Consider the following 14,755-nt stretch of genomic DNA (forward strand, 5'->3'; position numbering starts at 1 on the left):
GTCGTCCAGGTCGGTGACCATGTCGGCTCCCATGTCGATGTCGGTGTATGCAACATCGATCCTGGACGACCTCGCTCTTCAGTCCCACACGACACACCCGTCACATCGCCAGGAATCACTCATCTAGGCCTTTGCTGCCCGCGGCGGCGGTACTGATTGTGTGGAGCCGGTAGCCGAGCGCCGCTTGACGATTGATCGCGTTTTCCAGCTCGGTGAGATTGCCTGACCCCGTTCCGAAGAATTTCTCTTTCAGCACCACCTGGAGAACGACATAGCTCATGCCGCCGGTGGCCGGCGCCGTTGTCGCGGGGGTCGGCGCTGCGCCCGGCGCGCCGGCCGGAACAGCGGGACTCGCCGCAGCCGCCGGACTTGCGGCCGGACGTGGGCGCGCACCCGCCGAGGCCTCGTCTTGGATCCGCTGGAGCATCCCGCTGACGCCACCCTTCTTCGGCGGTTCCTGCGTCTGCTCGGTCCATCGTTGCCCGTCCCACCACCGCAGAGTGCCGGAACCGTCGTCGTACCAGCCCGCGTTTGTCTCGGCCATGTGTCGCTCTCTCCTATCGGATGTGACGGCGCGGTCGCGCAGCTCGGCGATATTAACGCAGCGATGCTGCGCAGGTCGCTGAACTCCGCTTGTCCGGAATAGAGGTCACGAGGCGAACATGGCATTGTTGGGGACATGAGTTCGATGCACCGGGCGCGGCGGAATTCGGATGGGATGCCGCTGATCGCGGCGGCGACCGGAGGGCAGCCGTCCCGGCGGCCGGTGTGGTTCATGCGGCAGGCCGGACGCTCGCTGCCCGAGTACCGCGAGATCCGGGCCGGCCGCGGCATGCTCGAATCGTGTTTCGATCCCGCGCTGGTCTGCGAGATCACCCTGCAGCCGGTCCGCAGGCACGACACCGACGGCGCGATCCTGTTCTCCGACATCGTGGTGCCGCTCAAGGCCGCGGGCATCGATCTCGACATCGTCGCCGGAACCGGGCCGGTCATCGCGCAGCCGGTGCGCACCGCGAGCGACGTCGATGCCCTGCCCCGCCTGGAACCCGGCGAGGTGGGCGCCGTCACCGCGGCGATCTCGCTGATCCTCGACGAACTGGCCGGCACCACCGCGCTGATCGGCTTCGCCGGCGCACCGTTCACCCTGGCGTCGTACCTGATCGAGGGCGGCCCCAGCCGCACCTACGAGCACACCAAGACGATGATGCGCGCCGACACCCCGCTGTGGCACCGGCTGATGGGCAAGCTGACCGACATCACCATCGCGTTCCTCACCGCGCAGCTGGAGGCCGGAGTCGACGCCGTGCAACTCTTCGACTCCTGGGCCGGCACCCTGTCGGAGGCCGAGTACCAGACCTACGTGGCGCCGCATTCGGCGCGGGTGATGGCCGAGATCGCCGGTTTCGGGGTGCCACGCATCCACTTCGGCGTCGGCACCGGTGAACTGCTGTCCGCGATGACCCGGGTCGGTGCCGACGTGATCGGCGTCGACTGGCGGGTGCCGCTCGACGTGGCCGCGCAGCGGGTCGGCTGCGGCTCCGGTGAGCGGAGCGTCGCACTCCAGGGCAACCTGGATCCGACGGTGCTGATGGCCGGCGACGAGGTGCTGACGCGCGAACTGTCCCGGATCATCCGCGAGGGGGAGCGGGCCGTCGACGCCGGCGCGCGCGGCCACATCCTGAACCTCGGCCACGGGGTGCTGCCGAACACCGACGCCGGCGCGATCACCCGCGCCGTCGAACTGATCCACTCGCTATGACGCCGCGGATCGCGGTCGTCGGCGGCGGCGTCTCCGGTCTGACCGCCGCCTACGCGCTGCGCCGGAGGCTCGGCGCGGACGCCGCCATCGACGTGTACGACGCCGCCGACCGCCCCGGCGGACTGCTGTGCACCCGCCACGCCGGCCCCGTCGCGATGGATGTGGGCGCCGAGGCGTTCATCATCCGGCGGCCCGAGGCGCTCGCGCTGGTCACCGAGCTGGGACTCGCCGGGGAAGTGGTGTCGCCGGGGCCGCTGCGACCGGCGATCTGGTCCGGCGGACGGCTCCATCCGATGCCGCGGCCCGCGGTGATGGGCGTACCGGACGGCGCCGCGGCGATGGGTGCGCTGATCGGCGATGCCGACCGGGCCCTGATCGACGGCGAGGCCGCCCGTCCGCTGAACTGGACACCCGGTGCGGCGGTGTCGGTGGGCGCCCTGGTGCGGGACCGCTTCGGCGACGCCGTGGTGGCGCGCAGCGTCGACCCGATGCTCGGCGGGGTGTATTCGGCGCGGGCCGACGACCTCGGTCTCGCCGAGACCGTGCCCGCGCTCGCCGCGGCGCTCGACGCGGGCGCCGATTCGCTGACCTCCGCCGTGCGCGGGATCGTCGCGGCCCCGGCGCCGGGCGGCCCGGTGTTCGGCGCGCTGCGGGGCGGCTACCGCCGGCTCGTCGAGGTGCTGTCCGGGGCGAGCGGCGCGTCGATCCTCCCGGAGACGCCGGTGCACCGGATCGAAGCGGATCGCGGCGGCTATGTGCTCGACGCCGCCGGTGCGGCGCGCGACTACGACGCGGTGATCGTCGCCGTGCCGCCGTGGCGGGCCGCGACGCTGCTGGCCGCGGTGGCGCCGGAGTCGGCGGCGACGCTGTCGCAGGTCCCGGCCGCCGGGTCGGCCGTCGTCGGCTGCGTCCTCGCGCCGGGCACGGCGCTGCCCGGGCATTCCGGGATCCTGGTGGCCTCCGACGCCGGTATGCGCAGCAAGGCGGTCACCCTGTCGTCGCAGAAATGGCCGCACCTGGCGGAGTCCGGTCCGCCGGTGCTGCGGGTGTCGTTCGGGCGGCTCGGCGAGCCGGTGACCGCCGACGACGACACCCTGCTCACCTGGGCCGCAGAGGATCTGGCGACCTACTTCGCCGGCGCCGGCCTGGCCGCGCCGGTGATCGAGCACACGGTGGTGCAGCGCTGGCCCGAGGGCCTGCCGCAATACGCGCCCGGTCACCTGGCCGCGATGGCCGGCGCGCGGGACTCGCTGCCCGCGGGACTCGCACTCGCCGGTGCGGCGTTCGACGGCGTCGGCGTGCCGGCCTGCATCGGCTCGGCCCGGCGGGCGGCGGCGCGGATCGTCGACCATCGCCCAGCATGACGACGGCCGCAGTCCGCCGCCTGAGCCGCCGACGAACGCAGTGAGGAGGCGAGTCGAAGGCAAGCACCTCGACTCGATCTATTCGAACATGTCACCGCGATCGTTCAACTTCTGTGGGCGGATTGCCGCCGACTCGGTGTGATCGGGTGACCGCCTCCGCATAGCTGATTGTTGTCGTAACCAGGTCGTATAGTCGTGGTGACGGTACAGAAAAGTCGGGTGGCACACACCGTGATGTGGCTGTATCCTAGAGCATAGATAAGTCGAACATTGATCCCTGGGGGGAGGTGACCATCATGACGACCGACGCGATCGACGACGCGTTCACCTCCCGCTGGGCGGGGATCGATCTCACCGCGGCCGGGATGGTCCCCGCCGACGAAAACGACGACGAGAAGGCGCAGTGCCGGTCGTGGGCGGTCTACGCCGAGGCCGCCTGGCGGGGTCAGACATACCTGTACTCGCAACAGCTGTTCGCCGTCGGGCAGTTCCTCGACATCGAGTTGGCCACCCTCGACGACCGCGTCTGCGCCGGAGAAGACCAGAAAGACCTGTTCGACCCCTACACACTGGCCGTGGAATACTTCGCGATCTATTTCGCCGGGAACCGGCGGGCCTCCCGCGCCCTGGTCGGCGTGGCGATCGCCGCCGCCGAACGACTCCCCGCCACCGCGGACCTGCTCCGCCGGACCGTCATCTCGCCGGAGATGTTCGAGAAGGTGGCCTACCGCACCGACATCGTCGACGACGGCCAGATCATGACGCAGGTCGACCAGGATCTCGCTGATGCGCTCGCCACCGCCGGGCACATCTCCGAGAGGGCGGCCGAACGGATCGCCGACCGGATCGTGAACAAACGTGACGCCGACGCCGATCGCAAACGGCGGGAGAAGGCCCGGCGCCGTAAGAACGTGACCCATCGTGACTACCCCGACGGTCTGGGCGGGATCAACATCACCGCGGACGCCGAAGAGGCCCGCCTGGCCTACGAGACGGTCGAGGCGATGATCGCCGGGGTCTGCCCGAATGACCCGCGTACCAAGGGCATGCTCCGCTCCGCGGCGGCGATCGCCCGGCTGCGCCGGCTCCCCTTCACCTGCGCGTGCGCCGACAAAGAGACTTGTACTGCCACCCTCGGCGAGGGGGAGATCTCCGAGCGGCAGGCCCGGATCATCGTGCACGCGGTCTGCCAGAAGAGCACCCTCACCGGCGACAACGACGAACCGGCCCATCTGGACGGGCACGGCCCGATCAGCGCCGGCCACGTCCGGGACCTCGCACAACGCCCCGACGCTCTCGTCCGGGACCTCGACCTCGGTGCGCTCCTGCAGCGCCGTCCCCCGGTCACGGCGCCACCCGAAGACAGCAACAGCGTCGAGCCGGTCGCCGCCGAGTCGCCCGACGGACACGACACCGACCCCCACGCCAAGCAGGAGCCGAACGCCACTGCGGCCCAGAACCGCGAGAACGACACCGACGGCCGCCAGGAGGACGACCCGTCCGGCGGCCACGCGGCCGAGCTCCGGCATCACCGCAACCCCGAGCAGCCCGATGCCGAGCGCACTGATGCCGAGCGCACTGATGCCGAGCGCACTGATGCCGAGCGCACTGATGCCGGACGGTCCGGGACGCGCGGCGAGCTTGTTGACGGGCACGAGGTGCCGCCGGCGTTCCTGACCGGTCAGGCCCAGCCCGCCGACCCGTACCGGCCCACCGAAGCCCTGAGTGTCCTGGTCCGGGCCCTTTTCGGCACCTGTACCGTGCCCGGATGCGAGCAGCCGGCCTGGAATTGCGAACTCGACCATTGCGAGGAGTTCAACCAGATCTGCCCCGCCTCCGGCGGACCGACTTGCCTGTGCAATGTCGGACCCAAATGCAAGCGCCATCACCTGCTGAAAACGTTCCTCGGCGCGACCGATCCCGAAGACGGATGGGTCGACGAACAATGGATCGACGACCACGGTGCGGTGTGGACGGCGATCACCCTCCACGGCACGACCTTCGAGACCCGCGCGGAGAATCAGTGGCTGTTCCCCCAGCTCACCGGGGTGAGGTGTGCCCATCAAGCCCAAGCGCCACCCGAACCACCACCCGGCCCACCCCCGACCGGCGGCGTCGGCCGCAGCGTGACAGGCGGAGGTCTACGGGCCGCCACCGCCTACAAACACGCCTGGCGCCGTGCCGAACGCGCCCGCCTGCGTCGCGCCCGCGAACGCGCCGACGCCGCCGACGGCCCACCACCGTTCTGACACCAGACCGAGCGGGCCGAAGGCACGCACCCCGATTCGAGCAGCGTTCTCGGTCGTCGTGACGGGAGTGTGAGCCAGGACGCGTGGGGCGCAGTGGCAGTATGGGAGTCATGGCTCGCTTGGATTACGACGAACTCAACGCCACCATCCGCTACCTGATGTTCTCGGTCTTCAAGATCCGGGCCGGGGAGCTGCCGGACGATCGGAGCGAGGTGATCGCCGATCTGGAGCGGTTCGTCGCCGAGGTCGAGGGCAAGGGTGTGGTGATCCGCGGCATCTACGACGTCGCCGGACTGCGCGGGGACGCCGACTTCATGTTCTGGTGGCACGCCGAGACCATCGAGCAGCTGCAGGACGCGTACAGCTCGTTCCAGCGCACCACCCTGCTCGGCAAGGTGAGCGAGCCGTTCTGGAGCGCCGCCGCGCTGCACCGCCCGGCCGAGTTCAACAAGAGCCACATCCCGGCGTTCCTGGCCGGGGAGGATCCTGGGAACTACGTCTGCGTCTACCCGTTCGTGCGGTCGTACGACTGGTACCTGCTGCCCGACGAGGACCGCCGCAAGATGCTCGCCGACCACGGCAAGGCGGCCCGCGGCTACAAGGACGTGCGCGCCAACACGGTGCCCGCGTTCGCGCTCGGCGACTACGAGTGGCTGCTCGCCTTCGAGGCACCCGAGCTGTACCGCATCGTCGACCTGATGCGCGACCTGCGCGCCACCGAGGCCCGCTACCACGTCCGCGTCGAGATCCCCTTCTTCACCGGCCCCCGGGTGGAGCCGGCGGCGCTGGTCGCCGCTCTGCCCTGAGCCTTCGGCAGGCTCAGCCGTCGGCGGACGTGTCCAGGTCCAGGCTGACCGAGTTGATGCAGTACCGCAGATCGGTGGGGGTGTCGTAGCCCTCCCCGGCGAAGACATGGCCGAGATGGCTGTGGCAGTTGGCGCACAGGATCTCCACGCGCTCCATGCCGAGCGAGTCGTCACGGCGCTCGATCACCGCATCGCCGGCGAGTGGCGTGAAGAACGACGGCCAGCCGCAGTGCGAGGAGAACTTCGCGTCGGACCGGAAGAGTTCGGCGCCGCAGGCCCGGCAGCGGTAGACGCCCTCCGTGGTTGTGTCGGTGTACTCGCCGGTGAACGGGGCTTCGGTGCCGGCCTGCCGGAGCACCCGGAAGGCGGCGGGGCTGAGGCGCTCGCGCCAGTCGGCGTCGGTGAGCGCCTTCGGATCGGCCGGGTAATCACGTGCGTCATCGCTCATGGATTCCACGGTAGTCCGGTTGCCGCGCGCGTGCCGCGCTGAGTTAGCGTGGCTGGCATGGCTCCCTCCACGCGCGCGTACTTCACCAGGATCGACGACGACACCTTCGCCCCGACCGACTGCGCGGCCGGGGCCTGGCGCGAGGACGAGCTGCACCTGGCGCCGGTCGCCGGACTGATCGTCGACCATCTGGAGCGGTGGCGGACGGCGCACGCCGCCGGCCTCCAGTTCAGCCGGTTCAGCCTCGAAGTGCTGGGCCAGATCGCCCGCGACCGGATCGAGCTGAGCGTCGAGGTGATCCGGCCCGGCCGCACCATCGAACTGGTCGAGGCCACCGCGGTGATCGGCGGCCGCCCCACCGTCCGGGCGCGCGGCTGGCTGCTGCAGGTCTCCGACACGGCCGAGGTGGCCGAGAACGAGTTCGCGCCGCTGCCGCCGCCGGAGACCTTCACCGAGCCGTCGTGGCTCAAGCGGTGGAAGGGCGGGATGATCGACACCGTGCAGGCGTGGCAGGCCGACGACACCCGGCCGGGCCGCGCCCGGGCGTGGGTGACGACCGACGTCGAGCTGATCGCCGGGGAGCCCGCGACCGCGCTCGGCGACTACGCCAAGCTGTGGGACACCGCGAACGGCATCTCGCTGCGGCAGGACCCGCACGTCTGGATGTACCCGAACGTCGACCTCACCGCGCACCTGTTCCGGCAGCCCGCCGGGCGATGGCTGGGCCTGGACACGCGCGTCGCCTTCGGGCCGAGCGGCGTCGGTCTCACCAGCAGCGTCCTGCACGACGAGCAGGGGCCGGTCGGAACGCTGGCGCAGTCGTTGACGCTGCGCAGGCACCTCAGCTGAGCGCGGGGGCCTCGGCGGTGGGGGACGCGGCGTCGTCGTCCAGCTTGCGGATGTCGAGCCAGCGGAACAGCAGGACGCAGAAGACGACGATCATCAGCAGCGACCAGCCGAGGGTCACCCGGTTGTATTCGAGGTAGCGGCCGAACGGCTCCCACCGTTTGGAGCCGAACACGTCGAACGTCATGCAGCCGTAGACGGCGAGCCAGGCGGGCCAGTTGCGCATCACCGAACCGGACCGGAAGACGGTCATCAGCATCGGGAACAGCAGCATCGAGTAGTAGCCCTGGCCGAGGGAGCTGACCAGCCAGAGCGTGGCCATCAGGACACCGGACGAGGTGGCGAGCCAGAGCAGCTCATCGTTGTCGGAGTAGTACTTGTACAGGAACCACAGCGAGAAGATCGCCATCAGCACGAACGCGATACGCAGCAGGATGATCAGCCAGTCAGCGACGCCGAAGTAGGCGCCGTTGCCGGCGATCGAGCTGTTGTAGTAGTCCCGGGTCTCCGACAGGTACGGCACGGTGCGGTCCAGGAACGACCGCGAGTCGACGATCAGCGGCCACGCCGCCAGGTTGAGCAGGATCGGGATGCCCAGGCCGGTGACGAAGACCTTCCAGCGCAGTTGCAGCAGCGGCAGCAGAAGCAGCGGTGCCAGGACCGGCTTCACGGCGAGCGTCATGGCGATGAAGAAGCCGGCCCAGTAGTCGTTGCGGCTGCGCATCAGCATGAGGAACGCGATCATGCCGAGCAGCACGAAGGCGTTGAAGTTGGTGAAGATGAGGGTGTTCGCGACGGTCTCGGTGCTGAACATGAAGAACAGCACGCCCGGGAGGACCCAGGAATCGAGGGGCAGGTCGAACATCCGGACCAGCAGATAGGCGCAGATGATCAGGACCACCACGCTGGCCGCGATGAACGTCCAGCGGGCGTGTGTGGGGTCCAGGTACGCCAGCGGCGCCATCAGCAGGGTGCCCGACGGCGGGTACAGATAGTGCGGGTCGACGGTGGCGTAGTTCTCCGCGTACACCGGCTGCCGGTTCAGGAAGTGCAGCGAGGCCTGGTAGACGGTGGTGAAGTCGTCGGTCCGGGCGCCGTTGACGGCGAGAATGATCGACCGCTGCAGGATCATCATGATGCTGATCGGCCACAGGATCATCGACAGAATGCGCGCCGAGTCCATGCGCGGGTACAGGTAGCGATCCATCACACTCACCTGAGCGAACCTACTACACGACGGCGCCGTCTCAGGCGGGGCACGCGCGTTCGGCCGGGCCGGAGAGTTTCACGTCACCCAGATATTCGGCGACGACGTCGGCCGCGCACTCGCTGCGGGACAGGACGCTGTAGCCGAGGCCGTCCCAGCTGACCGTCGTCGGCGACGCGCCGGCCGTCACCATCAGCGGGGTGAGGCTCTCGGTGAGCTTGAGTCCGTTGATCGGGTCGTTCTGGCCGAGCAGGATCAGCGGGGAGACCGCGAAGGTCTCCGGTGCCTTCGCCGGGTCGGCGACGCCCCAGCCGTCGCACCGGGCGAGCCCGAGCGCCGCGGAGTTCGCCGTCAGCGGCGCATCCCGGCCCCACGACGTCGCCAGCCCGGGGATCTCGGCGAGGCCCGGACGCCCGACGAGGTCGTTGCACCGGGCCAGGAGCTGACCGTCGGAGTCGCGGACACCGTCCGCGGCCGTGGCCAGGGCGGCGAGCTTCCCGGAATCGCCGCGGTCGGCGGCGCTGATCGCGTCGGCGAGTCTCCCCAGGCCGTCCGGCGAGGTGTCGCCGAGGGCCAGCGCCGTGGTGATCGCGGCGAGCACCGACGTGTCGGACAGGCCCGGCAGGCCGCCGCTGGCGCCCGCACCCACCACCCGGTTGAGCATGCCGAGGCCGTCGGCGCCGAGACTGCAGCCCGTGTTGGAGCAGCGGGTGGCGAAGGTGGCGAGCGAGTTCTGCACTCCGGCCGCACGCGCCGCCGCGGCCGGCGTGGCCGCGACGTTCAGGCCGACGGGAGAGTCCAGGATCAGCCGGCTCACCCGGCTGGGATGGGCGCCCTGGTACGCGAGCGCGACGGTGGCGCCGCTGCCGACGCCGACCAGCCCGATCCGGTCCACCTGCCAGCGGGTGCGCAGTTGCTCCAGATCGGCGGCCGCGTCGGCGTCGGCGAAGTCCAGCTGATTCGGCGACAGCGTGTCGTTGCAGAGGTCGGCGCCGGCGCGGGTCGCGGTGGCCAGCGCCGTGACGCGGGCCTCGACGTCGCGGGTGCCCGCGGCGCCGTCGTCGGCGATGATGCTGCGCTGGCTGCGGGTGAGGCAGTCGATCTCGGCGGACTCGCCGATCCCGCGCCGGTCGACCAGGACCAGCGGATGCCGGTCGAGCAGCGGGCCGATCGCGCTGCTGTTCAGGGTCAGTGCCAGCCGGGAACTGGGCAGATCGGTGCCGGTGGTGAGCACCAGCGGCGCGGCATCCTTCGGGGTCTCGGCCTTGCTGGCGCGCACCACGCCCACCGACAGGGTGGAGCCGTCGGGCTTGGCCGGATCGATCGGGGAGTCGAAGGTCGCGCATTCGAGGCGGATGCCGTCGGGCTGCGCGACGCCGTAGGTCTCCGCGAGCCGGCCCGCGCAGTTCGAGTAGTTCAGATCCCGCTTGGGTGCGGGGAGATTCGGGAGCTTGTCCGGCGCCGTCGCGCCCGCACCGCCGTGGTCGCCGCGCACGATGTCCGGCCCCGCCTCCGGGCCGGGGGTGCAGGCGGTGGCCAGCACGGCGGCGGTGGCGAGGGTCGCGAGCAGGCGGAATCGCGGGACGCGCAGGGACATGCGTTCGAGCCTAGGGCATGCCCGCTCGGGCTCCGCCGGCCTCGCCGGTCCCGGTGTTCCAGAGGAAGTAGAGGTAGCCGTCGTCGTCGCCGATCAGCTGGGCGAGTCGTGCGTGGCGGAGCCCGCCGGGTGGCGTGTCACCGTGCGCGATGCGCGGACCGTCGCCGCCGGCCAGCGCCGGCGCCAGGGTGACCGCGAGCTGGTCGAGGGCACCGGCGGCGACGAGCGACGCGAGCAGTCGCGGACCGCCCTCACAGATCAGCTTGCGATGGCTCCGCGCCGCCAGTTCGGCGGTCAGCCGGCGCGGATCGACCTCGTCGTCGCCGCAGTCGATGAGCGTGGCCCCGCCCGCGAGGAGCCGAGCGCGCTCGGCGGCCGGTGCCGCGGTGCAGGTCGCGATCAGGGTGCCGGGCGCGAACGCGGGGGCGTAGTCGTCCGGAATGCTCAGCGACCGGGACGCGAGCACCAGTGCGGGGGCGGGGGAGTCGCCGTCGGACTCGGGTACGCGGTAGCCCTCGGTGAGCGCGGTGTGGGCGCCCACGACCACCGCGTCGGCCAGCTGCCGCAGCACCGAGAAGAGCAGCCGGTCGCCGGGCGACCCGAGTCCGCCGGACCGGCCGTCGAGGGTCGCGGCGCCGTCGATCGAGGCCACCATATTGGCCCGCAACCAGGGCCGATCGTCCGGATACGCGTACTGTTCGCGCAGCCAGGCCGCCAGATCGTCGTCCCCAGCCGGCGCCGGCGTTGTGACCTCGGTCGCTTTCTTCATCAGGTACATGCTTCCAGTGGTACCGGACTGGCTAGGCTGCCCGCATGGTGGCACGACTCTCCGACCGAAACCCGGTGATCGCGGCGGACGCTCTGATCGGGGAGATGGTCCCCCCGTCGATGTTCGATCACGTCAGCTTCGACTCCTATATCCCGGACCCCAACGAGCCCAGCCAGGCGGCGGCGGTGGCCGCCGCTCGCGACTTCGTGGCACGCGCGTCCAAGATCCGCTCCGGCGGCAAGCGCGGCCTGTTCCGCAAGGCGGCGCCCCCGCACGGCATCGGCCTCTACCTGGACGGCGGGTTCGGTGTCGGTAAGACGCACCTGCTCGCATCGATCTATCACTCGATGCCCGGGCCCAAGGCGTTCGCCACCTTCGGCGAGGTGACCAACCTGGTCGGCGCCCTCGGCTACACCGACGCGCTGGAGCGCCTTTCCGGGCACAGCGTGCTCTGTATCGACGAGTTCGAGCTCGACGATCCGGGCGACACGATGGTGGTGTCCCGCCTGCTCAGCGAGTTGAGCGCCCGCGGCGTCTCGATCGTGGCCACGTCGAACACGCTGCCGGGGCAGCTCGGCGAGGGCCGTTTCGCCGCCGCCGACTTCCTGCGGGAGATCCAGAAGCTGTCCGGCATCTTCGAGAGCGTGCGGGTCGACGGCCCCGACTACCGGCACCGCGACCTGCCGCCGGCACCCGAGCCGGTCACCGACGGGGAACTCCTCGCCAAGGCGGAGGCGACGCCGGGCGCGACCCTCGACAGCTTCTCCGAGCTCAGTGCGCACCTGGCCAAGCTGCACCCGTCCAAGTACAAGTCGCTGATCGACGGTGTGACCCTGGTCTGCATCTCCGACGTGGAACCCGCCCAGGATCAGGCCGTCGCGCTGCGGCTGGTGGCGCTGACCGACCGCCTGTACGACGCCGACATCCCGGTGGTGACCTCCGGCGTGAAGCTCGACGAGATCTTCACCCCGGAGATGGTGGCCGGCGGCTACCGCAAGAAGTACCTGCGCGCCACCTCGCGTCTGCTCGCGCTGTCCCGGTTCGCCGAGGCGGAGGGGGCGGTGTCGGCCGGCTGACCGGCCGGGACCTGTGCGCCGCTACAGTCCCCGCACCATGACGTAGTCGTGCTCCACCGCGCCGTTCATGTCGAAGCTCCTGGTGCCCGCCACCGCGAAGCCCATCTTGCGGTAGTAGGTCAGGGCGCGCGCATTGAGCTGGTTGACCCCGAGCCAGGCGGACTCCGCGCCACGGGCGCGGCCCGCGTCCAGCGCGGCGGCCATCAGGAGATGCGACGGGCGGGCGCCGCGGCCGGTGCCGTGATGGTCGGGCAGGACGTACATCTTGGAGACCTCGACGGCCCGCCCGCCCGGCAGGGCGTCGCGCACCGCGGGATCGGCCGGCGGCCCGTACCCGATCAGGCTGTATCCGATCAGCGGTCCGCCGCGGCCGTCCCGGGCGACGAGCACGTCGTGGTCGTCGCCGGTGATCCAGTGCGCGAAGTGCTCCGGGGTGAGGGAGCCGGCGAGATGCGCGGCGATGTTCTCCCGGGTCGAATGCGGCGGGCAGGCGAGAGGGAAGGTCACCGCGGCGACGAACGCGATCTCCGCGGCGGCGCCGGGATCGGTGACGAGTTCGATGAGGACGGGGCGATCGGCGGGCATGGGTCTCATCGTGCCCGACGTGAGGTGAGCGGCCGGAGCCGGTCGACGAAGCCGGCGAGCTCGTCGTCGATCGACTGCGCGGTGATCACCACGTCGGAGCTCTGACCCTCGGAGCTCTGCCCCTCGGAGCTTTCACCGTCGGCGGCCGGCCGGACGCGTCCGGCGGTCGCCGAGCCGAAGACGTCCCGGGCATCCGCGGACGCGAGATCGTCGGCGAGGGCGCGGAACTCGCGCGCCAGCAGATCGGCGTGGACGATCGTGCCGGGGCGGTCGTCGTCGGTCAGGGTCTGGCCGAGCGCGGCGAAACCGGCGAGGGTGGCGCCGATCCGGCTGACCGAGTCGACCGACGGCAGCAGGGCCGCATTCGTCCACCGGCCGTGCTTGTCGGCGGGTTCCACCAGGGCCTGCCGCGCCGAATCGCAGAAGTCGAGGCGGGCGAGCCTGCCGCGCACGGTGGTGTCGGCGACGTGCCGACGGCCGGCCTCGGTGTCGTGACTCCACAGTGCGGCGAGGGCGTCGAGCTTGTCGGCCGCCGACAGCGCCCAGGTCCGCAGCCGGCGGGTGAGCATCCGGCGCTGATAGCTGGGGAACAGCAAGAAGGCGGCGAATGCGAGCACCACGCCGATCACCGTGGCGCCGGCGCGGGTGGTGGCGCCGAGAACCCCGGGCGTCAGGTGCGCGATCCACGCGACGACGAAGAGCATCGTGTAGAGCTGGCCCATCGACCGGAACGCCAGGTACAGCAGGAACAGCGCCAGCAGGATCAGGCCGTGCGTGATGTGGTAGGGGACGAAGGCGAGAGCGATACCCAGGCCCATGCCGAGAACGGTGCCGGTCGTGCGGCCGATCCCGCGTGCCATGGTCGATCCGTAGTCGGGAAAGACGATGAGCGCGGTGGCGATCACGATCCAGAAGCCGTGGCCGGAGAGCATCTGGTCGGACGGCAGGTAGGCGGAGATCACGATGCCCAGGGCCACCGCGAGGGTGGACACGACGGTCAGCCGTACCGCGTGCTGGAAGACCTGCGACGTCGGGGTGAGCTGGTCGCGGATCAGTTCCCAGCTGGTCGGGACACGGCGTTCGTCGGATGCCGGCGGGGCCGATCGTCCGGCGACCAGCGCGGTGGCGGCGTCGACGGCGTGGGCCAGCGCGGTCTCGGTGGCGCCGGTGACCGGCCGCGGCCAGGTGACGTCGGCCAGGTCGGGGCCGCCGATCGCACCGGAGGCGATCCGGGCGCCGATCGCGGCTGTCTGGATGCGCACGGCGGCGGTCAGCGCGCGTGTACTCGCGTCGGTCGCGGGTCGTCTTTCGATCACCAGCAGCAGCTGGGCGATCTGCTCGCCGTACTCGGTGAGCTGGGTGAGCCGGTCGATCTCGTCGTCGTCGCGCAGCCGGAGATGCGCGAGCGTGCGGTCCGCGGCGAGCAGGGCGGGTGCGCTGTACTCCTCCGGGGACGAGACGATCCGGTAGAAGGCGCCGACCGCGGTGCGCTGCGCCCGGTTCCGGCCGTCGAACGGTGGCAGGAACTGCGCGGCGTACATGATCGCGACGCCGAAAGCGAAGAAGCCGATGGTGACGCCGTAGCCGGTCGGGAGTTCCGGCTCCATCTCGGCGAGGGCGAGGAAGACGAACGAGAGCACGAGGACGCGGATACTGAGTCCCGCCGAGACGGCGCGCAGCATGCCGGACGCGAAGAACATGACGACCAGGACGGGCACCACCGCCCACCAATCGGTCCCGACGGCCAGGCCGGCCGCGGCGGCGGTGACCATCAGGATCGAGGTCAGGCCGGTGGCGCCCAGCCGAGAGCGGTCGTGCGGCATGATCGCGGCGATCGCGGTGAGAAAGGCGCCGATGGTGATCAGCAGGGCGCCGGCCTCGTCGAAGAAGAAGGCGGCGACCGTGGCGGCGATCATGCCCACGGCGACGCGGAGCAGGCGTGGGCGATCTTGGAGCGGTTTCCCCGCGGGGGCGAGGCCGCGCTTGGCGGAGTCGAGGAAGGCTGTCCAATCCATGGGCGGGGTCCTTGGGGAAGTGTCGGTGCGGGTC

The 14,755-nt window shown here is 70.8% G+C and carries 13 protein-coding genes; 6 read left to right on the top strand and 7 right to left on the bottom strand.

Annotated elements, in window-relative coordinates; translation table 11 throughout:
* Window positions 1-115: 115 nt before the first annotated feature.
* The gene (locus tag ACSEEN_RS02955) at window positions 116-544 is read right to left on the bottom strand and encodes a DUF2510 domain-containing protein (RefSeq protein WP_440712273.1); all 429 of its coding nucleotides are present in this window, start codon (window positions 542-544) and stop codon (window positions 116-118) included.
* Window positions 545-718: 174 nt separating this feature from the next.
* Here ACSEEN_RS02955 and hemE point away from each other — a divergent pair, with 174 nt between their 5' ends.
* The 4 genes from hemE (at window position 719) to hemQ (ending at window position 6,178) form a co-directional block, all read left to right on the top strand.
* On the top strand, window positions 719-1,759 hold the full coding sequence (gene hemE / locus ACSEEN_RS02960) for a uroporphyrinogen decarboxylase (RefSeq protein ID WP_247868018.1): 1,041 nt from the start codon (window positions 719-721) through the stop codon (window positions 1,757-1,759).
* On the top strand, window positions 1,756-3,123 hold the full coding sequence (hemG, locus tag ACSEEN_RS02965; RefSeq protein WP_440712274.1) for a protoporphyrinogen oxidase: 1,368 nt from the start codon (window positions 1,756-1,758) through the stop codon (window positions 3,121-3,123). Before hemE ends, hemG begins: the two co-directional genes overlap by 4 nt.
* A 296-nt stretch (window positions 3,124-3,419) precedes the next feature.
* Window positions 3,420-5,372 carry an HNH endonuclease signature motif containing protein gene (locus tag ACSEEN_RS02970; protein WP_440712275.1) on the top strand — a complete coding sequence of 651 codons (1,953 nt, stop codon included), beginning with the start codon at window positions 3,420-3,422 and terminating at the stop codon, window positions 5,370-5,372.
* A gap of 110 nt (window positions 5,373-5,482) precedes the next feature.
* On the top strand, window positions 5,483-6,178 hold the full coding sequence (hemQ, locus tag ACSEEN_RS02975) for a hydrogen peroxide-dependent heme synthase (protein ID WP_440712276.1): 696 nt from the start codon (window positions 5,483-5,485) through the stop codon (window positions 6,176-6,178).
* A 13-nt stretch (window positions 6,179-6,191) separates the two neighbouring features.
* Here the strand turns inward: hemQ and msrB are convergent, their stop codons facing one another.
* On the bottom strand, window positions 6,192-6,626 hold the full coding sequence (gene msrB, locus ACSEEN_RS02980; RefSeq protein ID WP_440712277.1) for a peptide-methionine (R)-S-oxide reductase MsrB: 435 nt from the start codon (window positions 6,624-6,626) through the stop codon (window positions 6,192-6,194).
* A gap of 57 nt (window positions 6,627-6,683) precedes the next feature.
* Between msrB and ACSEEN_RS02985 the strand changes: the two genes are divergently transcribed.
* Complete coding sequence (locus tag ACSEEN_RS02985) at window positions 6,684-7,475, top strand: thioesterase family protein (protein WP_298444358.1); 792 nt, start codon at window positions 6,684-6,686, stop codon at window positions 7,473-7,475.
* Here ACSEEN_RS02985 and ACSEEN_RS02990 read toward each other — a convergent pair.
* The 3 genes from ACSEEN_RS02990 to ACSEEN_RS03000 are packed head-to-tail and all read right to left on the bottom strand — an operon-like array spanning window position 7,468 to window position 11,045.
* A complete protein-coding gene (locus ACSEEN_RS02990) occupies window positions 7,468-8,688 on the bottom strand; it encodes a glycosyltransferase family 87 protein (protein ID WP_440712278.1) in 1,221 nt (406 codons plus the stop codon). The genes ACSEEN_RS02985 and ACSEEN_RS02990 overlap by 8 nt on opposite strands.
* A gap of 31 nt (window positions 8,689-8,719) precedes the next feature.
* Entirely contained in the window at window positions 8,720-10,276 is a 1,557-nt protein-coding gene (locus ACSEEN_RS02995) for an alpha/beta hydrolase (RefSeq protein WP_440712279.1), read from the bottom strand.
* Between the two features lie 10 nt (window positions 10,277-10,286).
* The gene (locus ACSEEN_RS03000) at window positions 10,287-11,045 is read right to left on the bottom strand and encodes a dihydrofolate reductase family protein (RefSeq protein ID WP_440712280.1); all 759 of its coding nucleotides are present in this window, start codon (window positions 11,043-11,045) and stop codon (window positions 10,287-10,289) included.
* 44 nt (window positions 11,046-11,089) lie between these two features.
* Here ACSEEN_RS03000 and zapE point away from each other — a divergent pair, with 44 nt between their 5' ends.
* Window positions 11,090-12,121 carry a cell division protein ZapE gene (gene zapE, locus ACSEEN_RS03005; protein WP_440712281.1) on the top strand — a complete coding sequence of 344 codons (1,032 nt, stop codon included), beginning with the start codon at window positions 11,090-11,092 and terminating at the stop codon, window positions 12,119-12,121.
* Window positions 12,122-12,142: 21 nt separating this feature from the next.
* On the opposite strand, the gene ACSEEN_RS03010 is transcribed toward zapE, so the two are convergent.
* The gene (locus ACSEEN_RS03010; RefSeq protein WP_440712282.1) at window positions 12,143-12,706 is read right to left on the bottom strand and encodes a GNAT family N-acetyltransferase; all 564 of its coding nucleotides are present in this window, start codon (window positions 12,704-12,706) and stop codon (window positions 12,143-12,145) included.
* Between the two features lie 5 nt (window positions 12,707-12,711).
* On the bottom strand, window positions 12,712-14,721 hold the full coding sequence (locus ACSEEN_RS03015; protein ID WP_440712283.1) for an FUSC family protein: 2,010 nt from the start codon (window positions 14,719-14,721) through the stop codon (window positions 12,712-12,714).
* Window positions 14,722-14,755 lie beyond the last annotated feature (34 nt).

Source organism: Gordonia marina, from assembly GCF_052036135.1.
Taxonomy (GTDB): Bacteria; Actinomycetota; Actinomycetes; order Mycobacteriales; family Mycobacteriaceae; genus Gordonia.